22 protein-coding genes and 1 riboswitch are annotated in these 26,721 nt (G+C 67.6%); of the genes, 11 read left to right on the top strand and 11 right to left on the bottom strand.

Annotated features, from left to right (window positions below; genetic code table 11):
* Window positions 1-180: 180 nt before the first annotated feature.
* Window positions 181-630 (bottom strand): DUF721 domain-containing protein, encoded by a 450-nt coding sequence (locus ACM2ZB_RS11660; RefSeq protein ID WP_313440088.1) that lies wholly within the window; start codon window positions 628-630, stop codon window positions 181-183.
* A 12-nt stretch (window positions 631-642) separates the two neighbouring features.
* Between ACM2ZB_RS11660 and ACM2ZB_RS11655 the strand changes: the two genes are divergently transcribed.
* From ACM2ZB_RS11655 to ACM2ZB_RS11645, 3 genes are all read left to right on the top strand, one after another.
* The gene (locus ACM2ZB_RS11655) at window positions 643-1,596 is read left to right on the top strand and encodes a M23 family metallopeptidase (RefSeq protein WP_313440085.1); all 954 of its coding nucleotides are present in this window, start codon (window positions 643-645) and stop codon (window positions 1,594-1,596) included.
* A gap of 199 nt (window positions 1,597-1,795) precedes the next feature.
* On the top strand, window positions 1,796-4,528 hold the full coding sequence (secA, locus tag ACM2ZB_RS11650) for a preprotein translocase subunit SecA (protein ID WP_313440082.1): 2,733 nt from the start codon (window positions 1,796-1,798) through the stop codon (window positions 4,526-4,528).
* Window positions 4,529-4,639: 111 nt separating this feature from the next.
* Window positions 4,640-5,593, top strand: coding sequence for a Nudix family hydrolase (locus ACM2ZB_RS11645; protein WP_416055534.1), 954 nt, complete (start codon window positions 4,640-4,642; stop codon window positions 5,591-5,593).
* 100 nt (window positions 5,594-5,693) lie between these two features.
* Here the strand turns inward: ACM2ZB_RS11645 and ACM2ZB_RS11640 are convergent, their stop codons facing one another.
* On the bottom strand, window positions 5,694-6,278 hold the full coding sequence (locus ACM2ZB_RS11640; protein ID WP_416055533.1) for a DUF4124 domain-containing protein: 585 nt from the start codon (window positions 6,276-6,278) through the stop codon (window positions 5,694-5,696).
* Window positions 6,279-6,318: 40 nt separating this feature from the next.
* Window positions 6,319-7,146: a methylenetetrahydrofolate reductase [NAD(P)H] gene (metF, locus tag ACM2ZB_RS11635; protein ID WP_313440070.1), complete on the bottom strand. Its 828-nt coding sequence runs from the start codon at window positions 7,144-7,146 to the stop codon at window positions 6,319-6,321.
* Window positions 7,147-7,358: 212 nt separating this feature from the next.
* Here metF and ACM2ZB_RS11630 point away from each other — a divergent pair, with 212 nt between their 5' ends.
* Genes ACM2ZB_RS11630 through ACM2ZB_RS11620 form a run of 3 tightly spaced genes read left to right on the top strand, consistent with a single transcriptional unit; the run spans window position 7,359 to window position 10,110 of the window.
* Window positions 7,359-8,297, top strand: a complete 939-nt coding sequence (locus ACM2ZB_RS11630) for an alpha/beta fold hydrolase (protein ID WP_416055532.1) — start codon at window positions 7,359-7,361, stop codon at window positions 8,295-8,297.
* Between the two features lie 26 nt (window positions 8,298-8,323).
* Complete coding sequence (locus tag ACM2ZB_RS11625) at window positions 8,324-9,394, top strand: sensor histidine kinase (RefSeq protein ID WP_416055531.1); 1,071 nt, start codon at window positions 8,324-8,326, stop codon at window positions 9,392-9,394.
* Window positions 9,379-10,110: a LytR/AlgR family response regulator transcription factor gene (locus ACM2ZB_RS11620; RefSeq protein WP_416055530.1), complete on the top strand. Its 732-nt coding sequence runs from the start codon at window positions 9,379-9,381 to the stop codon at window positions 10,108-10,110. Before ACM2ZB_RS11625 ends, ACM2ZB_RS11620 begins: the two co-directional genes overlap by 16 nt.
* A gap of 6 nt (window positions 10,111-10,116) precedes the next feature.
* Here ACM2ZB_RS11620 and ACM2ZB_RS11615 read toward each other — a convergent pair whose 3' ends face one another.
* Window positions 10,117-11,640 carry an amidohydrolase family protein gene (locus ACM2ZB_RS11615; RefSeq protein WP_416055529.1) on the bottom strand — a complete coding sequence of 508 codons (1,524 nt, stop codon included), beginning with the start codon at window positions 11,638-11,640 and terminating at the stop codon, window positions 10,117-10,119.
* Window positions 11,641-11,745: 105 nt separating this feature from the next.
* On the opposite strand from ACM2ZB_RS11615, the gene ACM2ZB_RS11610 reads away from it, so the two are divergent.
* Together ACM2ZB_RS11610 and ACM2ZB_RS11605 are read left to right on the top strand one after the other, a co-directional pair.
* Entirely contained in the window at window positions 11,746-12,303 is a 558-nt protein-coding gene (locus ACM2ZB_RS11610; RefSeq protein WP_416055528.1) for a DUF3228 family protein, read from the top strand.
* A gap of 475 nt (window positions 12,304-12,778) precedes the next feature.
* On the top strand, window positions 12,779-13,021 hold the full coding sequence (locus ACM2ZB_RS11605; RefSeq protein ID WP_416055527.1) for an energy transducer TonB: 243 nt from the start codon (window positions 12,779-12,781) through the stop codon (window positions 13,019-13,021).
* Here ACM2ZB_RS11605 and ACM2ZB_RS11600 read toward each other — a convergent pair.
* Both ACM2ZB_RS11600 and ybaK read right to left on the bottom strand, forming a co-directional pair.
* The gene (locus tag ACM2ZB_RS11600) at window positions 13,018-13,518 is read right to left on the bottom strand and encodes a hypothetical protein (protein WP_416055526.1); all 501 of its coding nucleotides are present in this window, start codon (window positions 13,516-13,518) and stop codon (window positions 13,018-13,020) included. The genes ACM2ZB_RS11605 and ACM2ZB_RS11600 overlap by 4 nt on opposite strands.
* On the bottom strand, window positions 13,518-13,991 hold the full coding sequence (gene ybaK / locus ACM2ZB_RS11595; RefSeq protein WP_416055525.1) for a Cys-tRNA(Pro) deacylase: 474 nt from the start codon (window positions 13,989-13,991) through the stop codon (window positions 13,518-13,520). The genes ACM2ZB_RS11600 and ybaK overlap by 1 nt, the downstream gene beginning before the upstream one ends.
* 100 nt (window positions 13,992-14,091) lie before the next feature.
* On the opposite strand from ybaK, the gene ACM2ZB_RS11590 reads away from it, so the two are divergent.
* Window positions 14,092-14,934: a tetratricopeptide repeat protein gene (locus tag ACM2ZB_RS11590; RefSeq protein WP_416055524.1), complete on the top strand. Its 843-nt coding sequence runs from the start codon at window positions 14,092-14,094 to the stop codon at window positions 14,932-14,934.
* 70 nt (window positions 14,935-15,004) lie between these two features.
* Here the strand turns inward: ACM2ZB_RS11590 and ACM2ZB_RS11585 are convergent, their stop codons facing one another.
* The 3 genes from ACM2ZB_RS11585 to ahcY all read right to left on the bottom strand — a co-directional run bounded on the left by ACM2ZB_RS11585 (window position 15,005) and on the right by ahcY (window position 18,949).
* On the bottom strand, window positions 15,005-16,369 hold the full coding sequence (locus tag ACM2ZB_RS11585; protein ID WP_416055523.1) for an XVIPCD domain-containing protein: 1,365 nt from the start codon (window positions 16,367-16,369) through the stop codon (window positions 15,005-15,007).
* A gap of 49 nt (window positions 16,370-16,418) precedes the next feature.
* Window positions 16,419-17,186: a lysozyme inhibitor LprI family protein gene (locus ACM2ZB_RS11580; RefSeq protein ID WP_416055522.1), complete on the bottom strand. Its 768-nt coding sequence runs from the start codon at window positions 17,184-17,186 to the stop codon at window positions 16,419-16,421.
* Between the two features lie 317 nt (window positions 17,187-17,503).
* The gene (gene ahcY / locus ACM2ZB_RS11575; protein WP_108745972.1) at window positions 17,504-18,949 is read right to left on the bottom strand and encodes an adenosylhomocysteinase; all 1,446 of its coding nucleotides are present in this window, start codon (window positions 18,947-18,949) and stop codon (window positions 17,504-17,506) included.
* Between the two features lie 36 nt (window positions 18,950-18,985).
* Window positions 18,986-19,069, bottom strand: a riboswitch (S-adenosyl-L-homocysteine riboswitch).
* 121 nt (window positions 19,070-19,190) lie between these two features.
* On the opposite strand from ahcY, the gene ACM2ZB_RS11570 reads away from it, so the two are divergent.
* Together ACM2ZB_RS11570 and ppc are read left to right on the top strand one after the other, a co-directional pair.
* Complete coding sequence (locus ACM2ZB_RS11570) at window positions 19,191-21,701, top strand: S9 family peptidase (protein ID WP_416055521.1); 2,511 nt, start codon at window positions 19,191-19,193, stop codon at window positions 21,699-21,701.
* A gap of 238 nt (window positions 21,702-21,939) precedes the next feature.
* Window positions 21,940-24,651, top strand: a complete 2,712-nt coding sequence (gene ppc / locus ACM2ZB_RS11565; RefSeq protein ID WP_416055520.1) for a phosphoenolpyruvate carboxylase — start codon at window positions 21,940-21,942, stop codon at window positions 24,649-24,651.
* Window positions 24,652-24,778: 127 nt separating this feature from the next.
* Here the strand turns inward: ppc and ACM2ZB_RS11560 are convergent, their stop codons facing one another.
* Both ACM2ZB_RS11560 and metK read right to left on the bottom strand, forming a co-directional pair.
* Window positions 24,779-25,282, bottom strand: coding sequence for an acyl-CoA thioesterase (locus ACM2ZB_RS11560; protein ID WP_416055519.1), 504 nt, complete (start codon window positions 25,280-25,282; stop codon window positions 24,779-24,781).
* Window positions 25,283-25,422: 140 nt separating this feature from the next.
* Entirely contained in the window at window positions 25,423-26,634 is a 1,212-nt protein-coding gene (gene metK, locus ACM2ZB_RS11555; RefSeq protein ID WP_079220656.1) for a methionine adenosyltransferase, read from the bottom strand.
* Window positions 26,635-26,721 lie beyond the last annotated feature (87 nt).

Here is a 26,721-nt window from a genome sequence, read left to right as displayed (position 1 = left end):
GTCGGGCCCGGATCACGGTTTTGTGAACCTGACCGGATGGAAGCCTGAATTTAACGATTAGTTAACAACAATCTAACGACTCGACCACCGAGGGCGGCTAGGATGCGACCCGGCCCCCGAAAATGTTTCACGCTGCGGTGACACGCGCGACGGGGATCGGAGCTGGATGCTCCGTTGTCCTCAGGACCCTTGCTTCGGTTTGACCGGGGCATCCTGCAGGGCCGCCAAGGCGTCGCGTAGCCCTTTGTGCGTGGCGGCTGAAACTGCGTGGGGTCCATTCCGGTTGTCGAGCGCTGGGGAGCGCGTGGGAATGGGAGACGCAGTCTTGATGGTCACCTTGGTGGCCTTCAGCCCGATGGACCGGGCCGCGTCGAGCAACTGGGCTTCGGCAAGCCGCAACTTGGCATGCCAGACCGGTGATTCGACGAGAAAAACGAGGTGTTCCCCGTCCACATTGGCCAGCCGGCAACGGTTGCGCAACGCGGGCGGCAACTGGGGGCGCAATTGATGGTCCAGCGCGTCGAGCCACAAGGCACGGCGCAGCGGGTTCCCGCTTTTGTCCGCCATCACTGCATCCAGTGCCGGTTTCGGCCTGGTCGCGGGACGAACGCTGGATTTCGGCTCAGACATGAAAACTCACTGATGGCATTCAAAAAGATCGTAATCAAAACGCGTGAAGGACAGGCCAAATCGCCGATCGCGCGTTTGCGGTTCTATTTCGAGGACCGCCCCCGCGCCCTGCTGGGCAGCGTGCTCGGGGTAGGCTGCATTATCGGCCTTGCTGGCGGCTTTGGCGCCAGCGCGCTGAATGATTCGCGCCTGCAGGCCAAGGTCGACCGCCAGGACGCCGAGCTGGCCAAGGTCAAGCGCGATGCGCAGACCCAGGTCAACGCCCTGGCCGCGCGCCTGGGCGAGCTGCAGGCCCAGGCCACCCGCCTGAACGCCCTGGGCGAACGGCTGACCCAGATGGGCAAGCTGGAAGACGGCGAATTCGACTTCAACGAGACCCCCGGCCTGGGTGACGGCGATGCCGGCGGCCCGACCTCGGACATCCCGGTGAAGGACGTCAACGCCGACTTACAGGTGCTGGAGCAGCGCTTCGCTGCTTCAGGCCGCCAGTTGTCGGTGATGGAATCGCTGATGTTCGACCACCAGCTGCAGCAGAACGCCGTGCCCTCGCGCATGCCGATCCGCAACAGCTACATCACCTCCGGCTTCGGCACCCGTGCCGACCCGTTCGGCCGCGGTGCCGCCACCCACAAGGGCATGGACTTCCACGCCCGCGTCGGCGACCCGGTCATGGCCGTGGCCGATGGCGTGGTCAGCTTTTCCGGCGTGAAGGGCGGCTACGGCAACGTGGTGGACGTCGACCACGGCAACGGCTATGTCACCCGCTACGCGCACAATTCGCGCCTGGTGGTGAAGGTCGGTGACCTGGTCCGTGCTGGCCAGGAAGTGGCCAAGGCCGGTTCCACCGGCCGCTCGACCGGTGCCCACGTGCACTTCGAGGTGTGGGAGAACGGCAACGTGGTCAACCCGCGCAAGTTCCTGGGCGACGGCGGCAACACGCCGGTCGGCCGCATCAGCCGCGGTTGAACCCTGGTTGGGGGTCAGAGCCCTTCCGCAACGCGGAAGGGCTCTGACCCCATCGCCAAAGGGTTGAAACCCCTCGCGCCCGTCCCAAGCTACAATGGGTGTTGCCATCGACAGGGCGCCAGGCGCCCTGTTTCGTTTGCGGCGGACGGATCCCAAGGGGGAGGCCGGGCCGCTGTGTCCATCCAACCCGGTTCCTTCAATGATCAACAGCCTGCTTACCCGCGTATTTGGCAGTCGTAATGAACGACAGCTGCGCCAGCTCAACCGCATCGTCGCCAAGATCAATGCGCTGGAGCCGGAGATCGAGAAGCTTTCCGACGAGCAGCTTCAGGCCAAGACGCCGGAGTTCAAGCAGCGCATCGCCGGCGGTGAAGCCCTGGACAAGGTGCTGCCGGAAGCCTTCGCGGTCTGCCGCGAAGCCGGCCGCCGCGTGCTGGGCATGCGCCACTACGACGTGCAGCTGATCGGCGGCATGGTGCTTCACCTGGGCAAGATCGCAGAAATGCGCACCGGTGAAGGCAAGACCCTGGTCGCGACCCTGCCGGTGTACCTGAACGCGCTGGAAGGCAAGGGCGTGCACGTGGTCACCGTGAACGACTACCTGGCCCGCCGCGACGCCGCCCAGATGGGCAAGCTGTACAACTGGCTGGGCCTGAGCGTGGGCGTGGTCTACCCGGGCATGCCGCACGGCGACAAGCGCGAAGCGTATGCCTCGGACATCACCTACGGCACCAACAACGAATTCGGTTTCGACTACCTGCGCGACAACATGGCGCTGTCCAAGGCCGACCGCTACCAGCGCGGCCTGCACTACGCCATCGTCGACGAAGTCGACTCCATCCTGATCGACGAAGCGCGTACCCCGCTGATCATCTCCGGCCCGGCCGACGATTCCCCGGAGCTGTACATCCGCGTGAACCGTGTCGTGCCGAACCTGGTCAAGCAGGAAGTGGAAGACGGCGAGGGCGACTTCTGGGTCGACGAAAAGGGCAAGCAGGTGCACCTGTCCGAAGCGGGCATGGAGCACGCCGAGCAGTTGCTGGTGGAAGCGGGCATCCTCGACAGCGAGACCGAAGGCCTGTACGCGCCGCAGAACCTGACCGTGGTCCACCACCTCAACGCTGCCCTGCGCGCGCACGCCATCTACCAGCGTGACGTGGATTACATCGTGCGCGATGGCGAAGTGGTCATCGTCGACGAATTCACCGGCCGTACCCTGGCCGGCCGCCGCTGGTCCGATGGCCTGCACCAGGCGGTGGAAGCGAAGGAAGGCGTGCCGGTCCAGCGCGAGAACCAGACGCTGGCCAGCATCACCTTCCAGAACCTGTTCCGCATGTACAAGAAGCTGTCCGGCATGACCGGTACGGCCGATACCGAAGCATTCGAGTTCCAGAGCATCTACGGCCTGGAAGTGGTGGTGATCCCGACCAACCGCCCGACCATCCGCAAGGACAGCCCGGACCAGGTGTTCCTCAACCGCAAGGGCAAGTTCAACGCGGTGCTGGCCGACATCGAAGAGTGCGCCAAGCGCGGCCAGCCGGTGCTGGTGGGTACCACTTCGATCGAAACCTCGGAAATGCTGTCCGAGCACCTGCGCAAGGCGGGCGTGAAGCATGAAGTGCTCAACGCCAAGCAGCATGACCGCGAAGCGACCATCGTCGCCAACGCCGGCCGCCCGGCGGCGGTGACCATCGCCACCAACATGGCCGGCCGTGGTACCGACATCGTGCTGGGCGGCTCGCTGGAAGCGGAGATCCACGAGCTGGGCGAGGGCGCGACCGACGAGCAGAAGGCTGCGGTCAAGGCCGACTGGCAGCAGCGCCACGAGGCCGTGAAGGCCGCCGGCGGCCTGCACATCGTGGGCACCGAGCGCCACGAATCGCGCCGTATCGACAACCAGCTGCGTGGCCGTTCGGGCCGCCAGGGTGACCCGGGTTCGTCCCGCTTCTACCTGTCGCTGGAAGACAACCTGATGCGCATCTTCGCCTCCGACTGGGTGCAGAAGGCCATGCGCATGATGGGCATGAAGGAAGACGACGTCATCGAGGACCGCCTGGTCAGCCGCCAGATCGAAAAGGCGCAGCGCAAGGTCGAGGCCCACAACTTCGACATCCGCAAGAACCTGCTGGACTTCGACGACGTCAACAACGACCAGCGCAAGGTGATCTACGCCCAGCGCGACGAGCTGCTGGATGCCGAGTCGGTGAAGGACAACGTCGATGGCATCCGCGACGACGTGATCTTCGACATCGTCGCCCGCTTCGTGCCGCCGAATTCGGTGGACGAGCAGTGGGACCTGCGTGGCCTGGAAGCCACCCTGCAGTCCGATTTCGGCCTGGACATGTCGCTGGTCGAGCTGGTCAAGGCACACGAGGAACTGGACGCCGAAGGCATTGCCGCCAAGGTGCAGGAACGCGTCAACCAGCACTTCGCCGAAAAGGAAGCCGGCGTGGGCGAGGAGACCATGCGCGCACTGGAAAAGCACGTGATGCTGACCGTGCTGGACCAGAGCTGGAAGGAACACCTGGCCCGCATGGATTACCTGCGCCAGGGCATCTACCTGCGTGGTTACGCGCAGAAGCAGCCCAAGCAGGAATACAAGAAGGAAGCCTTCGAGCTGTTCTCGGACATGCTGGAAAACGTGAAGCGCGAAGTGGTGACCCTGCTTTCGCGCGTGCGCATCCGCAGCGACGAGGAAGTGCAGGCGCTGGAAGCGGCCGAGCGCCAGCAGGCCGAAGCACGCCTGAGCCAGTCGCAGTTCCAGCACCAGGACGTTGGCAGCTACAGCGCCGACGAAGAGGCCGCGCAGGTGCAGGCCGCCCAGCAGGGTGTGGCGCAGCTGCAGCGTGACGAGCCGAAGATCGGCCGCAACGATCCGTGCCCCTGCGGCAGTGGCAAGAAGTACAAGCACTGCCACGGCCAGCTGAGCTGACACCAGGAAGCCCCGCGGAAGCGGGGCTTCTTCGTTGTGGCCGGGGCGATGGTCGTGCCGGGCCGGCGGCCGGCATTGCGCGGCGCCCTGCCGATTCGGCATCCTGTCTCCATGCCCTCCCCGAAACGATCGATCCATGTCGTGGCCGGCGTCATCACCGACGTCCGTGGCCGCGTGCTGCTCAACCGCCGTACCGAGAACCGCGACATGGCCGGCCTGTGGGAATTTCCCGGCGGCAAGCGCGAGGCCGGCGAGAGTTCCGAACAGGCGCTGGTGCGTGAGCTGCGCGAAGAGCTCGGCATCGAGGCTGAGATCGGCGAGTGGATCATGGACGTGCCGCAGCACTACCCGGACAAGCACCTGACCCTGGAGGTGCGGCATATCCGCAGCTGGAAGGGCACACCGCGCGGCCGCGAGGGCCAGGCCATCACCTGGGTGGCGCCGGACAAGCTGGGCCGCTATTCAATGCCGCCGGCCGACCTGCCGGTGGTGGCCGCGCTGCGCCAGCCCGACCGCTACCTGATCACCCCCGCACCCGATGCGGACGAGGCCGGGGCCCAGCGTTGGCAGGAGCAGCTGCAGCGTGCCGTGGCTGCCGGCCAGCAGCGCATCCAGCTGCGGTTGCCGGCCGACCACCCGCAGCGGCAGGCGCTGATCGAGCAGGCGCTGCGGGCGCACCGCCAGGGCGTGCAGTGGCTGCTCAACCGCGATATCGAACTGGCCCGCGCGCTGGGCGTGGGCGTCCACCTGGGCAGCGAGCAGGTGCTGGCGCTGCAGGAACGGCCCTTACCGGCCGGGCAGCTGGTGGCGGCGTCCTGCCACGACCTGCCGCAGCTGCAGGCCGCGCAGCGGCTGGGCTGTGATTTCGCCGTCCTCGGCCCGGTCCAGGCCACGGCCAGCCACCCCGGCGCCACGCCGCTGGGCTGGGATGCCTTCGCCGCGCTGCGCGCGCAGGTGTCATTGCCGATCTATGCGCTGGGCGGGCTGGACAGCACCCATCTGGGCCACGCGCGCCGCCATGGCGGGCAGGGCATCGCCGCGATCCGGGGCCTGTGGCCGGCCTGAGACGGCCGACCCCGGAATGCACGCTCCGCCAGTAGATCCACGCCATGCGTGGATGCGGCCATACTCCGCCAGTAGATCCACGCCATGCGTGGATGCGGCCTTACAAGGTGATCCAGAAGCACCCGTACTGCCGCCGCAGCCCCAGCACCGTGGCCGCACGCGCGGCGCTGCCCGGCAGCGTCTGTTCCAGGCGCAGGCCGACGGGGTGCCGCGGCACCGCCGGCTCCTCAGGGTCGGATCCCTGCGCAGCAGTGCTTTGGCCTTCCTCCAGCGGCACGTCCTGATCCTGCCGTGGATACACCGGCACCACGTCCACCAGGGGGCGGCGCACCACCGATTCGAGCTGGCCAAGAATGCGCTGCGCGCCCGCATCGGACACTGCGCTCCACAGGTACAGCGTGGACAGCCGGTTCACGTCCTGGGTATCGACCGCATCGTGCAGTGCCTGCACCAGTTCGCTCAGGCGGCGCGGGCAGCTGGCGCCCAGGCTGTCACGCTGCAGGGTGCTGCCGGCCGGGGGCGGCGGCGGGCGCCGCGACTGCGCGCCCACGCTGTCGCAGGGGCGGTCGGTGTAGACGCTCTGTCCCTGCGCATCGGTGCAGCGGTTCAGGCGCGGGGACTGGGCATGGGCGTGGACACTGAAACCGGACAGCAGCAACAGCAGCAGGGGCAGGGCGACTTTCATCGGCACAGGGTAGCGTCAGTGACGCTACCGACGTGTGCATTCAGCCGTTCAGCAGCTTCAGCACCGACACCGTGGGCTTGGCCAGGTTCAGCGTGTAGAAGTGCAGCCCCGGTGCACCGCCTTCAACCAGGCGCTGGCACAGCCGGGCCACCACTTCGGCACCGAAGGCACGCACCGATTCGGTGTCATCGCCATAGGCCTGCATCTTGCGGCTGATCCAGCGCGGAATCTCCGCGCCGCACTGTTCGGAGAAGCGGCGCAACTGGCTGAAGTTGGCGATCGGCATGATGCCGGGGGTGATCGGTACCTGCACGCCCAGGCGCTGCACTTCGTCGACGAAGTGGAAGTAGGCGTCGGGGTTGAAGAAGTACTGGGTGATGGCCGCATCGGCACCGGCATCGACCTTGGCCTTGAAGTGCTTCAGGTCGGTCAGCGCATCGGCCGCCTGCGGATGGGTTTCCGGGTAGGCACCCACTTCAATGCGGAAGGCATCGCCGTGCTCGGCGCGGATGAAGGCGATCAGCTCGGCCGCGTAGCGCATGTCGCCGGGGAAGCCCATGCCCGAGGGCAGGTCGCCGCGCAGTGCGACCAGACGGCGGCAGCCGATGGCGCGGTACAGCTTCAGCAGCTCGCGGATCTCCTGGCGGGTGCCGCCCACGCAGGACAGATGCGGGGCCGCATCGAAGCCGTGGTGCTGGTTGAGGTGGCGCACCGTTTCGGAGGTGTAGCTGAGGGTGGAGCCCCCGGCGCCAAAGGTGCAGGACACGTACTCCGGGGCGAAGGACTTCAGCCGCGCGGCAGCCCGATCAAGCTGGCCACGCTGCTCGTCGGTCTTGGGCGGATAGAACTCGAAGCTGATGGCGGTCATGGCAGGGACGGTCGCGGCGGGTACGGTTGAGTATATCGCTTCATCAAGATGGATGCTTAGTGATCGACATCCGCGCCCGCTCCTGCAGATGGTCCCACCGGCGCGACCGTTCGCCCAGCGGGGCGACCGTTGCTCCGCAATCGCAACCGGCGGGGCGCGCAGGCCGCCAGGCTGGTCCCGTACCCACTATCCATCCAACGAAGGAGCAGACGATGAAGATGGTCCTGGCGATGTATTACGCGATGAAGGCCGCAGCCCGGCTGGCGATGATCGGCATGGCGATGGCCGTACTCGGCTCGGGCAGCGCCCACGCGGCGGCGGCCGTGCCCACCGCCGCGGGCACTGGCAAGGTGCAGGTGGAGGTGCTGGGCAAAGGCCGGCCGGTGCTGATGATTCCCGGCCTGAACAGCAGCGCCGAGGTCTGGCGCGAGACCTGCCGCGCGTTGAAGGACGTGCAGTGCCACCTGGTGCAGCTGCCGGGCTTTGCCGGTGCCCGCGCCGCCGACCCGCGGCCGGCCGACTTCCTGTCGGCCATGCGCGATGAACTGCTGGCCTATGTGCAGGACCGCAGGCTGGAAAAGCCGGCGGTGATCGGCCACAGCCTGGGGGGCGTGCTGGCGCTGCAGATGGCGGTGAAGGCGCCCGCTGCGGTCGGGCCGCTGGTGATCGTTGATTCCCTGCCGTTCTATGCCGCCATCCAGAACCCGCAGGCCACCGCACAGAGCGTGCAGCCGATGGCCGAACAGATGCGCACGGGCATGCTGGCTGCGGATGCGGCCCGTTACCGGGCACAGGCCGACGCCGCGCTGGCCGGCATGACCACCGACCCCGCACGACTGCCCGAGCTGCAGCGCTGGGGCCGTGACAGCGATCGTGCCACCACCGCCGATGCGATGTACTCGCTGCTGGTGACCGACCTGCGCAGCGAAGTGGCGGGCATCCGCTCGCCCACGCGCGTGCTGGGGGCATGGGCCGCCTACCAGGCCTTCGGTGCCACCGAGGCGTCGACCCGTGCGATCTTCCAGGCACAGTACGCGGCATTGCCGGGCGTGGAGATCGCCATGAGCGCCGCCGGGCACCACTTCCTGATGTGGGATGATCCGCAGTGGCTGCGTGGGCAGGTCCAGACGTTCCTGGACAGCCACCGCTGATTCTTCCGCCATCCCCGGTTGCCGCCATGCCTGGTTCCACTTCAACGCTGCGCTTCTGGCTGCTCAACACGCTGGGCTGGGCGGTGTTCTGCGTGGTCAGCCTGTCGCTGACGCGGGTGTTCGGCGGTGGCAGCAGCAGTGGGTCCACGCTGATCAGCGTGGGGCTGGGCGTGCTGCTGTGTGGCATCAGCGGCGGGCTGCGCGGGTGGGCGCGGCGTCGCCACTGGTGGCAGCTGGGCTTTGCTGCGCTGCTGCTGCGGCTTGCCGTGGCGGTACTGCTGGGTGCGGCGCTGGCCCAGGTGCTGCTGGCGGCGGTGCTGCAGCCGGCGCTGGCGTTGGGCTGGGTGGATTTCGGCGGCCATCCCGGTGATTTCCGCCCCGCGGCACGCGTGGCCTACTGGCTCAATACTGCGCTGGTGCTGGGGCTGTGGACCGCGCTGTGGGCCAGCCTGCACAGCGTGCGCCACGCCCGCCGTGCGGAACTGGAGCGGTTGCGTGCGGAGGCCGAGCGCAGTTCGCTGGAACGCGATGCGTTGCGCGCGCGCCTGAATCCGCACTTCGTGTTCAATGCGTTGAACAATCTGCGTGCGCTGATCCTGGAAGACCCGGAGCGCGCGCGGCAGATGGTGACCGATCTCTCGCGCACGCTGCGCCACGCACTGGAACACGCGCGCAGCGAGGATGCAGTGCTGGCCGATGAGCTGGCCGTAGTCCAGGATTACCTGGCCGTTGAAGCGGTGCACTACGAGCAGCGCCTGCAGGTCCACATCGACGTGGACTCTGCTGCGGCGCAGGCCCGGTTGCCGGTGATGGCGCTGCAGCTGCTGGTGGAAAATGCGATCAAGCACGGCATTGCCGTGCGCCCCGGTGGCGGTGAGATCCGTGTCAGCGCGCACTGCAGCGACGGCATGCTGCGGCTGCGGGTCGACAACCCCATCGGCGTCGCCGCAGCGGGCATGGATGCCGCCACGGCCGGGCATGGTGTCGGCCTGGCCTACCTGCGTTCGCAGCTGGGCAGCGGCGGTCGCTTCCAACTGCAACCGGTGGAGGGCCGCATGCAGGCCCTGCTGGAGATTCCGCAATGCGCACGAGCCTGAATGTCCTGATCGTCGATGATGCGCGGTTGGCGCGGCAGGAGCTGCGCACCCTGCTGGCCGCGCTGCCCTGGGTGCACTGCGTGGGCGAGGCCGACGATGTGCCATCGGCGCGCGAGGCGATCGCGCGGCTCAAGCCGGACCTGGTACTGCTGGATGTGCAGCTGCCCTCCGGCACCGGGTTCGACGTGCTGGAGGGGCTTGAGCAGACCCCTGCCGTGGTGTTCGTCACTGCCTACGACGCCTATGCGGTGCGTGCCGCCCAGACCAATGCGCTGGATTACCTGGTGAAGCCGGTGGAGGCGCCGCGCCTGCACGAGGCGCTGGAACGGCTGCGCCTGCGTGATGCCCCTGCCGCGGCGCCCGCTGCGGCCGGAACCGGCCTGAACGCACAGGACCAGGTATTCGTGCGCGATGGCGAACGCTGCTGGTTCGTGGCCGTGGGCGAGATCCGCAGGCTGGTGGTGGATGGCAACTACACGCGGTTGTGGTTCCGCGACCAGAACGCGCTGTTGACGCGCAGCCTGAGCGCGCTGGAAGCACGGCTGCCGCCGGAGCTGTTCTTCCGGGCCAACCGCAACACGCTGGTGAACCTGCGCCGCATCCGCGCGGTCACGCCCAGCGTGGGCGATGGCTACGACCTGGCGCTGGATGATGGCAGCGAGGTTGAAGTCTCGCGACGGCAGGCGCGCGAGCTGCGCGAGCGCATGGCGTTGTAGCAGGCGTCACAGTTCGGCGCTGACAGGACTGGTCAGAAAGCCCCACAGCAGCCGCGCCATCACCGCCGGTGAGCGTGCCTGCTGACGCGCGTAGCGCAACAGCGCGTCCAGGCGCGGCCGGTCATACAGGTGGCCGGCCAGCAGTACCGCGTGGATGCGGCGGGTCTGGGCGATGTCCTGCAGGGGATCACCGTCCAGCAGCACCAGATCAGCTGCCTTGCCCACTTCGATGCTGCCGTGTCGGGATATCAGTCGCAGGTGACTGGCCGGGTCCAGCGTAGCAGCGCGCAACACGTCGGCATTGGCCAGGCCAGCCTGCCGCAGCCACTGCAGTTCGTCGTGGTAGCGGAATCCACCCAGGCCGGTATCCGTGCCGACCAGTACCGGCACGCCCGCGCGATGGGCGGCCCCGGTCAACGCCAGGCCATGCTGGAAATAGGCCTGCAGGGCGGCCTCGCCCCGCGGCCCGGGATAGCGGGCCGTGGTGGCCTGCAGGTCATCACGCCAGGCCCAGCGTGAGAGTGGATCCAGATAGACCAGGCGCGGGTCGTTGGCGAAGGCGGGATCGCGGGCGCGTGCGTCTTCTTCGCGGGTAACGTGCGTGGGTACGAAGGCCGCGCCATGGGCTGTCATGCGCGCAAAGACGTCATCGCAGTCAGCGGGCACGTGGTCCTTGACCATGCGTTCGGCCAATGCGATGGGGTCGTCATCATCCAGCGCGCCAGCGCGCCATTCCGCTGTCTGGTTGAAGCAGTGGCGCACGAACAGGTGCGCATGTTCGAAGCTGCTCTGACCTGCATCCAGCGCGTCCTGCAGCGGGACCGCCCTGGGCAGGTGGCCCACCAGTGGCCGCTGCAGGCGGCGGGCCTCGACGGCCAGGTGCTGGTAGGTATCTGCACGCAGCCGGTTGTAGACCTTCAGTGCGTCGACGCCACGCCTGTCGTACTCGCGTGCACGCTGCAGTGCTGCCTGCGGCTGCAGCGCAGGGTCTTCGAAGTAGAAGCTCGCGACCTGTACGAAGCGGGGCGCAACCTGCTGGCCAGCGATGGCCTGCGCGGTCCAGCGGCGTTTGTCGTCCACGCAGGCAATGAGCGGATCGGTTCGCTTGGGGCAGTCCATCATGTCGCGCGTGGCGGTGATGCCGTTGGCCAGCATCAGTGGGAACTGCAGCTGGGGTGACAGTTGCAGTGCGTGGGTGTGCATGTCCCAGAAGCCCGGCGAAAGCCAACGACCGCCGGCATCGAACACGGGCAGCGAGGAATCGATGGCCTGCTCGCCGATGGCCGCGATATGACCGTCGCGCACGGTCAGCGTGGTGGGCTCGCTGGAACAACCGCGCGCGACATCCAGCACCCGCGCATTGATGATCACCCGGCTGTTGCCCGCCTCGGGCAGCGGTGGCGCCTGCAGGGGCCAGAGCAACGCGGTGGCGAACAGCAATGGCGGGGTCGCCAGGGTTGCGGCCAGGACCCAGGCCAGCCGCGTCCACCTGCGGCGGGGGATGAGGGACAACGCACGTGCTGCTTCCATGGGCCGGCAATCCTTGCAGGAGGTCACCTGCAGGGTGCGGCAAGTCCTGCGTCGGCGCCAGTCCAACGGTTACCCTTGAACCTCTGATTCAACCGACCCACCGCCATGTCCATCGTCCTTACCGAATTCGCCCGCCCCCGTCTGTTCCCCCGCGTGCCGCGCGGCAACACCATCCAGGACTGCAGCGCCGAGCAGTTCCAGGCGCACCTCAACGCGCACGCGCCGCTGAAGGTGCTGGATGGTTACGCGCCGTTCTGCAAGCTGTTCGTCTACGAGAACTGGACCAGCACGCGCTGCCTGACCGTGCCGGTCACCGACGACAACCGGCACCTGCTGCGCAGCGGCTACGAGGCGCGCAACCGCGAGGAACTGCCGGTGCTGGTGCGCTGGTTCGAGGGTGTGGAATCGCCGCGTGCGAACTATCTGGTGGTGATCCTCTACAGCGCCGAACAGCTGGCGAAGGAAGGTTCGCCCATCGAGGCCGATTGGGGCATTGTCGGCTGCATCTACACCGCCGAACCGGAAGAGGTGCCGATGGCGCCGATCACCATGATGCGCAACGCGCTGGGGGTGGACGAAGGCGGTTCCGGCGTGCCGCTGGACCGGCAGGCCTACCAGCGCGCCGTGCAGTTCTGGGAAAACAACGCCAACTGGCGGCCGTGATCCGCGATCCGTGATCCATGTGCTGTGAACGTGCCGGTGCCCGCCGGCGTTACCATGGCCGCACGACGAGGCACGGAGCGCTGGATGATGATGGAACGCGTGATGCGATGGAGTGCACTGCTGGTGCTGCTGCTTGCCGCCGGCGGGTGTTCGCCGGGATACGATGCCGGCGCCGCCTGCGGCAGTCTGGCGGAGCTGGCGCCGGTCCACGATGCCGGTGTCGACCCGTTGCAGGTTTCGCAGGAGGGGGGGGCGCTGCACCTTCCGCGCGCAGGGGCGCGATGCGGCCGCGTTGCAGCGCCAGCAGCGCATGTTGGAGGCCCTCTCCTCCATTGCTTGTGGCCAGCCTGCGCAGGTACAGCCGATCGCGGGCGCAACGGGGTTCGAACTGCAGATGCCGCCGCGCTGTCCGCTCTCCGCACGTAGTTCGCGGTTCGTCCAGGACGACCCACGCTGGACGCTTGATCGTCCGTCAATGCCCAGCTACCCGGCGGCGGCACACGCCGACCAGCAGGAGGGCATCGTCCACCTGCGCCTGCTGTTGGACGACAAGGGGCGCGTCAAGGCGGCCATCGTGGCGAGGTCCAGCGGCCATCCGTTGCTTGATGCAGCGGCGGGCAAGGCCGCGCTGGGATGGCGAGCGAAGCGGCAGTGGTGGGCGTTCAGCACCACGCGCATGAGCCTGGTGTCGACCACGGTGACGTTCTCGGCCGGCTAGCGGCACGAAGCCGCGGTCAGGGCTGTCCATTCCCACCACGGGTAATGGTACTCGCGGTCGACGGCCTGCCAGTGCTGGGTGCACTGTGTGCATGCGACCGTGTGGCAGTCGCCCCAGCCGCCCTCGGCTTCCTCCACGGAAAGCAACCGTACCTGCCCCTGTTCAAGCAGGCGGCGGGGATCGAAGAACGGATAGCCGGGATTGAGCGCGCACAGGCACCCCTCGCGCGCGTGCCAATAGCGCAGCCGATGCAGGGCCGCCTTCAGGTGTGCCTGGTTGCTGATCAGCATGCCGCCGAGCACGATGCCTTGGCAGCGCTGTTCGATCCGATCCACGTGTGCGGCCAAGGCCTCCAGCGAGGTTGCGGTGAACAGCCGCGCGACGGTGCGCGCGGCATCGGTGACGCGGGCACCGTCGCGCGACAGCAGATCCTGCAGCAGGGCATCGGCCTGTGCATCGGCCAGGTGCGGGGCAGGGGACGACCACGGCCAGCGCATCAGCGGGCCTTGCCGATGGGCGCGTAGCGGCCGGCGGTCAGGTGCAGCAGATCGGCCGGTGCCAGTTCCACTTCCAGACCACGGCGGCCGGCGCTGACGTGCAGCGTCGCAAGGTTCTGCGCACTGGCATCGAGGAAGCTGCGCAGGCGCTTCTTCTGGCCGAGAGGACTGATGCCCCCCACCAGATAGCCGGTCGCGCGCTGCGCGGCGTCGACGGCGGCCATCTCGCACTTCTTGCAGCCGGCGGCCTCGGCCAGGGCCTTCAGGTCCAGCTGGCCGGCCACCGGCACGATCGCCACCAGCAGTTCATGGGTTTCGCTGCTGGCCAGCAGGGTCTTGAACACCTGTGCCGGGTCCAGGCCGAGCTTGTCCACGGCCTCGCCGCCGTAGGATTCGGCGTGGGCGTCGTGCACGTAGCTGCGCACGGTATGGGCGATCTTCTCGCGCTTGAGCAGGTTGATGGCCGGGGTCATGGGTGCATCGTAGCGCGCAACGCGGGTACTGCCTTGACCGAGGCTACTGCCGGGCGCAGCGCGGCGATAATGCATGGTAGACACTGCCTGGACATCGAACATGCGCGCTCCGCAATGCCTTCATGACCTGACGTTGGATGCCGCACCGTGCGCGGGGCCGTACCCGCCGCAGGGCTTCTGGCCGGTCGCTGAAGGCGCGCTGGGCAATGGCGATCTGTTTGGCCTGTACTGGCCGCTGGGGCGCGAAGCCGAGCCACCGGTGGTCTGCGAGATGTTCCATGACGAAGGGCGCATGGTCTTCAGCCATTCGTCGCTGGATGTCTTCGCCCGCTGGCTGGACGCCGGTGGCGGATGGGACGGTGACGACGAGGATCGCGATCCACGCGGGCATCAGGTGGCGGATGTGGATTCGCCGCTGCCGCTGGTCGAGCGTGCGCAGCAGCATGTGCAGGCCGGTGAACCGGCCGCAGCCATCGTGCTGCTGGAAGAAGCCTGCGGCCGTTTCCCCGAGCTGCAGCGGGCATGGGCGATGCTGGCAGGGCAGCAGATGCGCCTGCGCCAGCACACGGCGGCTGTGGCGTCGGCACGTGCGGCAATACTGGCGAACTGGGCATTCGGCATTCCCGAGCCCGGTGTACTGCGCATCCTGCGTGCCGCCGATGCGGCCGGTGATCCTGTGCTGACAATGGCGCAGCAGATGGGGTTCGCCTTCGGTGGCGCCAGGACCAACCCGGACTATGCGCTGATGCAGGCCTGCATCGAACGCTGCTGGGACGCGGATGACACGATGGCGGCGCTGCGCCTGAGCCAGAACCGCTGCTATGCGCTGAGCGCCGAGACGGTTTCATTCCAGCAGCGCGAGGGATTCGATCTGGTGGCCTGGCAGCGCGGCTTCGCTGCGCAGTGCCAGAGCGCGCTGCACGATGATCGGCAGCGCATGTAGCGCGACGACTGCCTGAGTGCATCGGCAGAAGGGGGCGGCGCCCAAAGGCGCCGACCCCTGACGCACAGGATCAGCGCGACATCGACTGCGTCTGTGCCTGTTCCTGCGTCTGCCGCTGCGACAGTTCATTGTCCAGCGCCTGGCTCTGCCGGGTGCTGGCCTGCAGGTCCTGGCTCACTGCCTGCGACAGATCGACGTAGGCGCGGTGGGCGGCAGGATCAGCCAGCTGGCCCTGCACCGCGAACACGCCCTGGTTGTCCAGGCGTGCCACCACGGTATCGACCTGGCTCATGCCGGCCACCTTGGACTCGTAAGCCACCTGGCCGGCCGCGTTCTCAAGTTGGTTGCGGTCATTGAACAGCGGCGACAGGCCGCCCTGGCGGCGCTGTTCTTCCAGCGTTTCCAGCCGTTCCACCACCTGCTGGTAACGCGGGTTGTCGGCGTGGCCCGGGGTGGCCATGGTGGGCTCGGCGGCCGCGCGTTCCTGTTCGTTCGCCTGTGCGCGCTGCTGCGTGGCCGCATCCAGTGCGCCAAGGGTGTCGCGGCCGGCCTTGCCGTCGACGCCGAGGTGGTGCTCACGCTGGAACTGCCTGACCGCTTCCAGGGTGCCGGGGCCGAAATCGCCATCGGCGACCAGCGGCTTGCCGTCCTTGCCCAGGTAGCCCAGGTCGGCCAGCTTCTGCTGCATCGCCTGCACTTCTTCGCCCTTGCTGCCGCTCACCAGCACGCCGTTGCCGGGGGCGCCGGGTGTGCTGGGCGACCCGTGCCCGGGGGCATGGGTGGGGGTGATGCCGATCTGGGTCATGGCCCGGTCGAAGCGCTCATCGCGGCTGGTCACGGCGCCCGGGGACTGGATGCCGTACTTGGTTGCATCGACGAAGTTCTGCACGTCGCCGCGCGTGGGCGGATTGCCGGCCTGGATGGTACCGCCCTGCAGCTTTTCCGCGTTGCCGGCCAGGTAGTTGATGAACTGCGGGCCCATGCTGCCGAACTGGTTGTCGTAGTCGGCCATGGCCAGCTGCAGTTCCGGGTTGGCCGCGATGGCATCGGCGGCCGCCGGGTTGGTCGCACGCACCTTGGCGATGGCTTCATCGACGCGCTCGATGGCGCTGTCCAGCTTGGCGTTGGTGAGCTGGTCGATGTTGGCCTGGGGAATGGCCTGCAGCTTGGCGTCCAGCGCGGCCAGCTGCTGGCTGCTCAGCCCGCCCTGCTGGGACAGCAGTTCGATGTCGCCGTTGGTGAAGCCGTTGTCGCGCAGGAAGCGCCTGGCCTGCGGATTGCCGCCGACGTCGAACTGCACCAGGCCGAACGAGTAGGTGCTCGAGCCCTTCTGGGCATAGGAGAAGTGGTCCAGGTGGCGGGTGTTGCCGCCCAGTTCGGTGTTGAGGAACAGCGTGGACAGCTGCTCGCGGGTGATCGTGGAATCCGTTGCCATGGTCATCGTCCTTCAATGAGGAAAAGGTGCCGGGCCTGCCCGGCGGGTGTCAGCCGGCGCAGTGCTGCTGGGTGAAGCCGAGCAGCTGGCCGGTGGCCTGGGTGCCGTAGGCGGCCGGTGCCGGTTCGATGGCGAACTGGCCGACCATCTGGTTGCTGCACAGCTGCACGTTGCGCTTGCCGCCGGCCGTTTCCTGGGTGCAGTTGGCTGCCAGCACTGCGTTCTGGCCACCGCCGCTGTTGATGGCCGCGGTGCAGCCCAGCAGGCGGCCTTCCTGGCGGTTTTCACCCAGCAGCGTGTTGAAGTTCGCCAGCTGGCTGTTCGGGTCGCGCAGCACCAGCAGGTCGACGCATTGTTTCTGGCCGTCGGGTACTTCGCAGGCGTCCTGGTCAACCAGGCCATCGCGGGTGGCCGACAGCACCTTCAGGCGGTCGGCGAAGACCTGCTGCAGGCAGTGCGCGTCGCTGCACAGGTCGCGCGTGTGCTGGACCCAGCGCTGCTGTTCGGCCTGCAGCTTGTCCTTGCCGGCGGCATCGAGGGTTTCGCGCGCGGCGGCTTCGGCCTTGGCCAGCTCGCCTTGCTGCTGCGACAGGGCAGGGTCGTTGCAGATCAGGGTCTGTACCTGCGATGCCCCTGCGGCGCACGCGGTGCTGCTGCCGGTGGCCGCTGCCGGGGCGTTGGCCGGCTTGCCGCCGGTGCTGGCCTGTTCGCTGGCGGCTGCCGGCGCGGTGGCCTGGGCGTCGCCGGATGGCGGGGTGCAGGCGGCCAGCAGGGCCACCCAGCACAGGGTCAGGAGGGGCTTGATGGCCCGGGTCATACGTTCACTGCTGCGCTGCATGTCTATCCTTTGATGTCTGCGTCCTGGCGCATGACCTGCCGGAGGCAGGCATGGGGCGAACCATGGAACGGGGGGCTGCCGTGGCGGCCGCGGGTGGCGGGCTGGGCATTGCACCACCCCGCGGCGGGGGCCGTCGGGGGCTTCAGAGCGTAGCAAGCGAGTTCTTAGGGCTCTGTGACAGGCTGCGCGGAACGCTGGCCGGGCGGGCCCGAACGCAGAACGGGCGCCCGAAGGCGCCCGTTCCGTGTGTTGCATGCGCCGGTAGTGCCGGCCGCTGGCCGGCAACCCGCAGGGCATCAGTAGCGGTAGTGGTCCGGCTTGAACGGGCCTTCCACCGGCACGCCGATGTAGTCGGCCTGTTCCTGGGTCAGGGTGGTCAGCTTCACGCCGATCTTTTCCAGGTGCAGGCGGGCCACTTCTTCGTCCAGGTGCTTGGGCAGCAGGTAGACCTTCTTCTCGTAGCTGTCCTTGTTGGCCCACAGGTCGATCTGGGCCAGGGTCTGGTTGGCGAACGAGTTGGACATGACGAAGCTCGGGTGGCCGGTGGCGCAGCCCAGGTTCACCAGGCGGCCTTCGGCCAGCAGGAAGATCGCATTACCGTTCGGGAAGATGTACTTGTCCACCTGCGGCTTGATGTTGACGTGCTGCACGCCCTTGAAGCCCACCAGCGCATCGACCTGGATCTCGTTGTCGAAGTGGCCGATGTTGCAGACGATGGCCTGGTCCTTCATCGCGCTCAGGTGCTCGATGCGGATGATGTCCTTGTTGCCGGTGGTGGTCACGTACAGGTCGGCACGGCCCAGGGTCGATTCGATGGTGTTGACTTCATAGCCTTCCATCGCCGCCTGCAGGGCGCAGATCGGGTCGATCTCGGTGACGATCACGCGCGCGCCGTAGGCACGCAGCGACGCCGCGCAGCCCTTGCCCACATCGCCGTAGCCGCAGACCACGGCCACCTTGCCGGCCAGCATCACGTCCATCGCGCGCTTCAGGCCATCGGCCAGCGACTCGCGGCAGCCGTACAGGTTGTCGAACTTGCTCTTGGTGACCGAGTCGTTGACGTTGATCGCCGGGATCAGCAGGGTGCCGGCCTGGGCCAGCTGGTACAGGCGGTGCACGCCGGTGGTGGTCTCTTCGGAGACGCCCTTCCAGTCCTTGACGACGCGGCCCCAGTAACCCGGGCGCTCGGTGGCCACGCGCTTGAGCAGGTTCTTGATGACCTGTTCTTCGTGCGAGGAGGAGGCGGTGTTGACCCAGTCGCTGCCGTTTTCCAGCTCGTAGCCCTTGTGGATCAGCAGGGTCACGTCACCGCCGTCGTCCACCACCAGTTCCGGGCCGGTCAGGGTGCCGTCGGCCAGGGTGAAGGTCAGTGCGTCCAAGGTGCAGTCCCAGTACTCTTCCAGGGTTTCGCCCTTCCAGGCGAACACCGGGGTGCCGGTGGCGGCGATGGCCGCAGCGGCGTGGTCCTGGGTGGAGAAGATGTTGCACGAGGCCCAGCGCACATCGGCGCCGATGTCCTTCAGGGTTTCGATCAGCACTGCGGTCTGGATGGTCATGTGCAGCGAGCCGGTCACGCGCACACCCTTCAGCGGCAGGCTGGTGGCGTGCTTGCGGCGGATCGACATCAGGCCCGGCATCTCATGCTCGGCGATGTCCAGTTCCTTGCGGCCCCAGTCGGCCAGGGTGATGTCGCGGATCTTGTAGTCACCTTCGGTGGAGAAGGTCTTGGCAACAGCGTTCATGCAGTAGCTCCGGTTGTGGGCGAGTGGTTGCTCGCATCTAGCCGGGCGCCGTTGTTACAAAGCCACCTTACCGAGCCTGGCCGGGCCTCATGGGTTCCGGTCGCAGCGCCCCTCGGCAGGGGAGAACGCCCAGTATATCGCGGCGCCGGGGCCGGATCGGGGCAACCCAACCATCGGCAGATGGGGCGCGGGCCGGTGCCTGTTAAGGTCGAGGTCTTCACGCATCCAAACAGGAACAACGATGAGCAAGCACGCGCGCCGCAGCCGGCGCTGGACCGGCCTGATGCTGTCCATGGCCCTGCTGGCGGTGGTGCCGCAGGCCTGGTCGGCCGACAGCCCGCAGGTTGCTGCGGCCAAGGGCGTGACCGGCTACGAACTGCCGTCGGCCGCGCTGCAGGCGGTGGTCGATGCGCCGCGCGCGCCCAGCCTGTTCCTGTCGCCACGCCGCGACGTGGCCGCACTGATGCAGATGCCGTCGCTGCCGTCCATCACGGTGGTGGCGCAGCCGGAGCTGAAGCTGGCCGGCATCCGCATCAATCCGCGCACCTTCTCCGACAGCCGTTTCAGCTTCGGCCAGAAGCTGTGGCTGATGAACGTGGCCGATGGCAAGGAGCGGCAGATCAGCGGCCTGCCGCCGCAGCTTTCGATTGCCGGCCTGGCCTGGTCGCCCGACCAGAAGTGGCTGGCCTTCAACCAGGTCGACGCCGCCAGCGGTGGCAACGAGCTGTGGTTGGTGGACGTGGCCGCTGGCAGCGCCCGCCGCCTGCAGGCCGGTCTGAACACGGTGTTTGGCGAGGGCTACCAGTGGCTGCCCGACAGCCGCGGGCTGATCGTGATGACCCGCGTGGCCAATGCCGGTGATCCGCCGCCGGCCGATGGCATTCCCACCGGCCCGGCGGTGCAGCAGACCGGCAAGAGCAGCGGCGTGGTGTCCATCCGCACCTACCAGGACCTGCTGAAGAACCAGGCCGACGCCGACCTGTTCGACTACTACGCCAATGCCCAGCCGATGCAGGTCGGCCTGGACGGAAAGACCCGCGCCATCGGCATGGCCGGCATCTACCTGGACCTGAGCGTATCGCCGGATGGCAACTACCTGCTCAGCCAGCGCGTGCTGCGCCCGTATTCCTACGTGGTGCCGGTCAGCAGCTTCCCGCGCCGCATCGACGTGCTCGACCGCAACGGCCAGCTGGCCCACAGCGTGGCCACGCGCCCGCTGGTGGAAGGCCTGCCGACCGGCAACGATGCGGAAGTCACCGGCGTGCGTGACATCAGCTGGCGTGCCGATGCACCGGCCACCCTGGTCTGGGCCGAAGCGCAGGATGGCGGCGACCCGAACCGCGAAGCGAAGGTGCGCGATGCGGTGTTCATGCAGGCCGCACCGTTCGAGAAGCCGCCGGTGACTCTGGCCCAGCTGGGCAGCCGCTTCGGTGGCATCACCTGGGGCCGTGGCGACCTGGCCCTGCTGAGCGAATCGTGGTGGAAGACGCGCAACACCAAGACCTGGCGGATCGCCCCGGACGATGCGGCACAGGCCCCGCAGCTGCTGTGGGACCGTGATGCGCAGGACCGCTACAACGACCCGGGCCGCGCCGGCGTGGTGCGCGACGTCAATGGCCGCAGCCGCCTGCAGACCACCGCCGATGGCCGCAGCATCTTCCTGTACGGGCAGGGCGCCTCGCCGGAAGGCGACCGTCCGTTCGTCGACCGCTTCGACATCGAAAGCCGCAAGGCCACCCGCCTGTTCCATTCGCAGGCACCGGTCTATTCGGCGCCGGTCGCGCTGCTGGACCAGGAAGGCGGATCGCTGCTGCTGACCCGCGAAAGCCCGGATGAGCCGAGCAACTTCTACGTGCAGTCGCTGGCGCAGGCCGATGCCGCACCGCGTGCGCTGACCCACTTTGCCCACCCGCTGCCGCAGCTGAAGGGCGTGCAGAAGGAGCAGATCCGCTACAAGCGCGCCGATGGCGTGGACCTGACCGCGACTCTGCTGCTGCCGCCGGGCTATGACCCCAAGCGCGATGGCCCGCGCCCGCTGCTGATGTGGGCCTACCCGGGTGAGTTCAAGAGTGCGGCCGCGGCCAGCCAGGTGACCGATTCGCCGTACCGTTTCAATGCGGTCAGCTACTGGGGCCCGCAGGCGTTCCTGGCCAAGGGCTATGTGGTGCTGGCCAGCCCGTCCATGCCGATCATCGGTGAGGGCGACAAGGAGCCCAACGACACCTACATCGAGCAGCTGGTGGCCAACGCCCAGGCGGCGGTGGACGAAGTGGTGCGTCGTGGCGTGACCGACCGCGACCACATCGCAATCGGCGGCCATTCCTACGGCGCGTTCATGACCGCCAACCTGCTGGCCCACACCCGCCTGTTCAAGGCCGGCATCGCCCGCAGCGGCGCCTACAACCGCACGCTCACCCCGTTCGGTTTCCAGGCCGAAGAGCGCAACTACTGGCAGGCGCAGGACGTGTACCAGAAGATGGCGCCGTTCAACTACGCGGACAAGATCAAGGATCCGATCCTCTTCATCCACGGCGTGGACGACAACAACTCCGGCACGTTCCCGATCCAGAGCGAACGCATGTTCGCTGCGGTGAAGGGCCTGGGCGGTACGGCGCGTCTGGTGATGCTGCCGAACGAATCGCATGCCTACCGCGCACGCGAATCGATCATGACCATGCTGGCCGAGAGCGAGCGCTGGCTGGAGCAGACCCTGGGCCCGGTGCCGCAGGGCAAGGCGAAGAAGAAGCGCTGAGCTGCGCGCGATGATGGTGGCCCCTGCAACGGGGGCCACCTGTGCGGCTGCGCCGCCGCCCGAGCATGGGCTCGGGCGCTACACGGTGTCACGCACCACGACGTTTGTAGAGCCGAGCCCATGCTCGGCTGCGTTTGCCGTGGATACGTGCAGATGAAACCATTTCTGCAGCGCAGCAACGGCAACGAACTGGGGTAGGCTTGGCGACGGATCATGCCCCGAGGTTCGTGCGTCGCCGATGAACGAGTACCGCAGCAGCATCGAATTCGCTTCCCCCGATCTTCCGCTCCGCGATGATGTGCGCCGCCTGGGTGCACTGGTCGGCGACCTGCTGGTCGAACAGGTGTCGGCCGCATTCCTGGATGACGTCGAAGACGTGCGCACCCGCGCAATCGCGCGGCGCGAGAACCAGGCGCCGCTGTCCGAGCTGGCCGAAGGCCTGGCCGGGCGTACGCCGCAACAGGCTGAAACCATGGTGCGTGCGTTCAGCACGTATTTCCAGGTGGTCAACATTGCCGAGCGCGTACACCGCATCCGCCGCCGCCGCGATTACCAGCGTGCCGGTACGGCCGCGCCGCAGCCCGATGGCCTGCAGGACGCGCTGCAGCACCTGAAGGCGCAGGGCGTGGGCCTGGACGAGCTGGCGCAGTGGCTGCCGCGCATCGACATCGAACCGGTGTTCACCGCGCACCCCACCGAAGCGGTGCGCCGCGCGCTGCTGGAAAAAGAACAGTTGATGGTGGCCAGCCTGGTGGACAACCTGGATGGCCAGCGCACGCCGGGCGAGGGCGCTGCCGATGCCGCGCGTTTCCGCATGGCACTCACGGCATCGTGGCAGACCACCGATTCCTCGCCGGTGCGGCCCACGGTCGACGACGAACGCGAGCACGTTGGCTTCTACCTGGTGCAGGTGCTGTACCGGGTGATTCCGGTGCTGTACGAATCGCTGCAGCAGGCGCTGCGCGATACCTACGGCGAGGAGCTGCCGCTGCCGCGCCTGCTGCGCTTCGGTACTTGGGTGGGCGGCGACATGGACGGCAACCCGAACGTGGATGCCAGCACCATCCGCAACACGCTGGATGCACAGCGGCAGGCCGTGCTGGGGCGCTACCAGAAGGAACTGCTGCAGCTGGCCAGCCTGCTCAGCCAGTCCACCGAACGGGTGGGCGTGAGCGACGCACTGCAGACGCGCGTGGCGCACTACCAGCAGCTGCTGCCACAGGTGCAGTCGCGCCCGCGCCACGCCGACATGCCGTACCGCCTGCTCAACGACCGCATGCGCGCGCGCCTGCAGGCCACGCTGGACGATGGCGAAGGGGCTTATGCCGGCCCGGATGAACTGATCGACGACCTGCAGCTGATCCTCGACAGCCTGCGCGCCAACCGTGGCGAACATGCCGGTGGCTTCGCGGTGCAGCGCCTGCTGTGGCGGGTGAAGACCTTCGGCTTCCACCTTGCGCGGCTGGACGTGCGCCAGGAATCGAGCGTGCATGCCCGTGCGCTGGCTGCGGTGCTGGGCGGCGAAGACGCCTGGCAGGCGTTGGATGCGCTGGGCCGTGCACGCCTGCTGGGCCCGCACGCCAGCGGCGAAGAAGCGCTGCCCAAGGGCGATGACGAGGGCAACCAGCGCCTGGATGCGGTGTTCGCCGCGCTGGCCGATGCGCGTGCGCGGCACGGCAGCGATGCGCTGGGCAGCTACATCATTTCCATGGCGCACGACCGCAGCGATGTGCTGGCGGTGCTGGCGCTGGCGCGCCGCGGTGGCTTGGCCGATGCCGATGGAAATGTGCCGCTCGACATCGCGCCACTGTTTGAAACGGTGGACGACCTCAAGCGTGGCACCGCCACCCTGCAAGACCTGCTGGAGGATCCGGTGTACCGCGCGCACCTGCGTGCACGCGATGACGTGCAGATGGTGATGCTGGGTTACTCGGACAGCAGCAAGGACGGCGGCATCGCGGCGTCGCGCTGGGGCCTGCAGCGAGCGCAGGTGGAACTGCTGGACGTGGCGGCCGAGGCCGGCATCCGCCTGACCTTCTTCCATGGCCGTGGCGGTTCGATCAGCCGCGGCGGTGGCAAGACCACCCACGCGGTGGATGCCTCGCCGCGTGGCAGCATCGACGGCCGGCTGCGGGTGACCGAGCAGGGCGAAGTGATCCACCGCAAATATGGCATCCGCGCGCTGGCCCTGCGTTCGCTGGAACAGGCCACCGGCGCGGTGCTGCGCGCCAGCCTGCGGCCGCGTGCACCCGAGCCGCGCGAGGATGCGTGGCGGCCGGTGATGGATGCGGTGGCCTCGGCCAGCAGCGAGGTGTACCGCGCCTTCGTCGGCCAGGCCGGCTTCATGGATTACTTCCGTACGGCCACGCCGATCGATGTGATCGAGCGGATGACGCTGGGCTCGCGGCCCTCGCGCCGGCTGGGCCAGGACGCGGCGCTGGGCAACCTGCGCGCGATTCCCTGGGTCTTCGCCTGGAGCCAGGCGCGTGCGGTCATTCCCGGCTGGTATGGCGTCGGCAGCGGCCTGCAGGCGGCGGTGGACGCCGGCCATGAACAGACCCTGCGCGGGATGGCGCGTGACTGGCCGTTCTTCCGCACCTTCCTGGACGACATCGCGATGGTGCTGTCCAAGGGCGATATCACCATCGCCGAGCAGTTTTCGCAGTTGTCCGGCGACCTGCACGGGCGCTTCTTCCCGCAGGTGCAGCGGGAGCTTGAGCTGACCCGGCACTGGCTGCTGGCGCTGATGGGCCAGCAGACCCTGCTGGATCACGACGCGCGGCTGGCGCTGTCGATCCGCCTGCGCAATCCCTACGTGGACCCGATCAGCGTGCTGCAGGTGGACCTGCTGCAGCGCTGGCGGGCAAGTGGGCGGGAAGACGATGATCTGCTGCGCGCGCTGGTGGCCTGCGTGAACGGTGTTTCGCAGGGCGTGCAGAACACCGGTTGACCCGTGTCCGCCGGGCGTGGCCCGGCGCTACCCAACCGGGAATCCACTGTAGCGCCGGGCCATGCCCGGCGAGCGGTAGAGTCGAGCTTGCTCGACTGACGCGGAAAGCAGTCGAGCAAGCTCGACTCTACTCCGGCGACGGCGGGTTCGAGGCCAGCAGTTCCAGGTGCCGCTGTTCCATTTCCTGCCGCAGCTGGCGGCGGATCTGCGCGGCGGCCTGGCGGCGCTTCTCATCCGAACTGGCCGGCTGCAGCGGCGGCACCGCCGTCGGCCGGCCTTCCTCGTCCACGGCCACCATGGTGAAGAAGCAGCTGTTGGCGTGGCGCACGCTTCGCTTGAGGATGTCCTCGGCCACCACCTTGATGCCGATCTCCATCGACGAGGTGCCGGTGTAGTTCACCGAGGCCAGGAAGGTGACCAGCTCGCCCACCGCGATGGGCTGGCGGAACATCACCTGGTCCACCGACAGCGTAACCACGTAGCTGCCCGCGTAGCGGCTGGCGCAGGCGTAGGCAACCTGGTCGAGCAGGCGCAGGATGGCGCCACCGTGGACCTTGCCGGAGAAATTGGCCATGTCCGGCGACATCAGCACGGTCATGGACAGCTGGTGGGATTTGAGTTCGGTCGACATGCGGCGATTGTATCGGCGTGGTGTAGCTCTTGTAGAGCCGAGCCCATGCTCGGCTGCTCTTGGCGCAGGCAAAAGAAAGCCGAGCATGGGCTCGGCTCTACAGAAAGCAGAAGGGCCGCTTTCGCGGCCCTTCGTGTTTCTTACTTCAGCTTCGCATCGGCGCGCAGGGCGGCGGCGCGGTCGGTCTTCTCCCAGGAGAAGGCCGTGGCGTTGACGGTCTCGCCTTCGCCGTTGAGGTAGCTGAATTCCTTCGGCTTGCGGCCGAAGTGACCGTAGGCGGCGGTCTGCTGGTACATCGGGTGCACCAGGTCCAGCATCTTGATGATGCCGTACGGGCGCAGGTCGAAGTGCTTGCGGATCAGCTTCTCGATCTTGTCGTCGCTGATCTTGCCGGTGCCGAAGGTGGTGACCGAGATCGAGGTCGGCTCAGCCACGCCGATGGCGTAGGAGACCTGCACTTCGCAACGGTCGGCCAGGCCGGCGGCAACCACGTTCTTGGCGACGTAGCGGGCAGCGTAGGCCGCCGAACGGTCGACCTTGGAAGGGTCCTTGCCGGAGAAGGCGCCACCACCGTGACGGGCCCAGCCGCCGTAGGTGTCGACGATGATCTTGCGGCCGGTCAGGCCGCAGTCGCCCACCGGGCCACCGATCTCGAACTTGCCGGTCGGGTTGATGTGGAACTTGGTGCCCTTGTGCAGCCACTTGGCCGGCAGCACCGGCTTGATGATCTCTTCGCGGACGGCCTCGATGAGGTCCTTCTGCTTGATGCCCGGGGCGTGCTGGGTCGACAGGACCACGGCGTCGATGGCCGAGACCACGCCGTTTTCATAGCGCAGGGTGACCTGGCTCTTGGCGTCCGGGCGCAGCCAGGACAGCGGCGAGTTGCGCTTCTTGCGGATCTTGGCCTGCTGCTCGACCAGGCGGTGCGACAGGTGGATCGCGGCCGGCATGAAGCTGTCGGTCTCGTTGGTGGCGTAGCCGAACATCAGGCCCTGGTCGCCAGCGCCCATTTCTTCCGGCTTCTTGCGGTCCACGCCCTGGGCGATGTGCGGCGACTGCTTGCCGATCAGGTTCAGCACGCCGCAGGTGGCGCCGTCGAAGCCGACGTCGGAGCTGTCGTAGCCGATGTCCGTGATGACCTTGCGGGTCAGTGCTTCCAGGTCGATCCAGGCGCTGGTGGTGATTTCACCGGCGACGATGGCGACACCGGTCTTGACCATGGTCTCGCAGGCCACGCGGGCGCGCTGGTCCTGGGTCAGGATCGCGTCCAGCACCGCATCGGAGATCTGGTCGGCAACCTTGTCCGGATGGCCTTCGGAGACCGACTCGGAGGTGAAGAGATAGCTGGACATCAGGCGGTATATCCCTTGATTCGGATGGAAAGATGGGCGCGCATCATACACGGGGTGCGCCGCCTGTGCATTGTGAACCCGTATGGG

Origin of the sequence: Stenotrophomonas maltophilia, from assembly GCF_047782825.1 — a bacterium.
Taxonomy (GTDB): domain Bacteria; phylum Pseudomonadota; class Gammaproteobacteria; order Xanthomonadales; family Xanthomonadaceae; genus Stenotrophomonas.
This window is presented reverse-complemented; position numbering and strand designations above follow the sequence as displayed.

What these genes read in the sequence shown, in the direction of transcription:
- ACM2ZB_RS11660 (WP_313440088.1), bottom strand. Translation starts at nt 630, where the DNA reads ATGTCTGAGCCGAAATCCAGCGTTCGTCCCGCGACCAGGCCGAAACCG.
- ACM2ZB_RS11655 (WP_313440085.1), top strand. Translation starts at nt 643, where the DNA reads ATGGCATTCAAAAAGATCGTAATCAAAACGCGTGAAGGACAGGCCAAA.
- secA (WP_313440082.1), top strand. Translation starts at nt 1,796, where the DNA reads ATGATCAACAGCCTGCTTACCCGCGTATTTGGCAGTCGTAATGAACGA.
- ACM2ZB_RS11645 (WP_416055534.1), top strand. Translation starts at nt 4,640, where the DNA reads ATGCCCTCCCCGAAACGATCGATCCATGTCGTGGCCGGCGTCATCACC.
- ACM2ZB_RS11640 (WP_416055533.1), bottom strand. Translation starts at nt 6,278, where the DNA reads ATGAAAGTCGCCCTGCCCCTGCTGCTGTTGCTGCTGTCCGGTTTCAGT.
- metF (WP_313440070.1), bottom strand. Translation starts at nt 7,146, where the DNA reads ATGACCGCCATCAGCTTCGAGTTCTATCCGCCCAAGACCGACGAGCAG.
- ACM2ZB_RS11630 (WP_416055532.1), top strand. Translation starts at nt 7,359, where the DNA reads ATGAAGATGGTCCTGGCGATGTATTACGCGATGAAGGCCGCAGCCCGG.
- ACM2ZB_RS11625 (WP_416055531.1), top strand. Translation starts at nt 8,324, where the DNA reads ATGCCTGGTTCCACTTCAACGCTGCGCTTCTGGCTGCTCAACACGCTG.
- ACM2ZB_RS11620 (WP_416055530.1), top strand. Translation starts at nt 9,379, where the DNA reads ATGCGCACGAGCCTGAATGTCCTGATCGTCGATGATGCGCGGTTGGCG.
- ACM2ZB_RS11615 (WP_416055529.1), bottom strand. Translation starts at nt 11,640, where the DNA reads ATGGAAGCAGCACGTGCGTTGTCCCTCATCCCCCGCCGCAGGTGGACG.
- ACM2ZB_RS11610 (WP_416055528.1), top strand. Translation starts at nt 11,746, where the DNA reads ATGTCCATCGTCCTTACCGAATTCGCCCGCCCCCGTCTGTTCCCCCGC.
- ACM2ZB_RS11605 (WP_416055527.1), top strand. Translation starts at nt 12,779, where the DNA reads ATGCCCAGCTACCCGGCGGCGGCACACGCCGACCAGCAGGAGGGCATC.
- ACM2ZB_RS11600 (WP_416055526.1), bottom strand. Translation starts at nt 13,518, where the DNA reads ATGCGCTGGCCGTGGTCGTCCCCTGCCCCGCACCTGGCCGATGCACAG.
- ybaK (WP_416055525.1), bottom strand. Translation starts at nt 13,991, where the DNA reads ATGACCCCGGCCATCAACCTGCTCAAGCGCGAGAAGATCGCCCATACC.
- ACM2ZB_RS11590 (WP_416055524.1), top strand. Translation starts at nt 14,092, where the DNA reads ATGCGCGCTCCGCAATGCCTTCATGACCTGACGTTGGATGCCGCACCG.
- ACM2ZB_RS11585 (WP_416055523.1), bottom strand. Translation starts at nt 16,369, where the DNA reads ATGGCAACGGATTCCACGATCACCCGCGAGCAGCTGTCCACGCTGTTC.
- ACM2ZB_RS11580 (WP_416055522.1), bottom strand. Translation starts at nt 17,186, where the DNA reads ATGACCCGGGCCATCAAGCCCCTCCTGACCCTGTGCTGGGTGGCCCTG.
- ahcY (WP_108745972.1), bottom strand. Translation starts at nt 18,949, where the DNA reads ATGAACGCTGTTGCCAAGACCTTCTCCACCGAAGGTGACTACAAGATC.
- ACM2ZB_RS11570 (WP_416055521.1), top strand. Translation starts at nt 19,191, where the DNA reads ATGAGCAAGCACGCGCGCCGCAGCCGGCGCTGGACCGGCCTGATGCTG.
- ppc (WP_416055520.1), top strand. Translation starts at nt 21,940, where the DNA reads ATGAACGAGTACCGCAGCAGCATCGAATTCGCTTCCCCCGATCTTCCG.
- ACM2ZB_RS11560 (WP_416055519.1), bottom strand. Translation starts at nt 25,282, where the DNA reads ATGTCGACCGAACTCAAATCCCACCAGCTGTCCATGACCGTGCTGATG.
- metK (WP_079220656.1), bottom strand. Translation starts at nt 26,634, where the DNA reads ATGTCCAGCTATCTCTTCACCTCCGAGTCGGTCTCCGAAGGCCATCCG.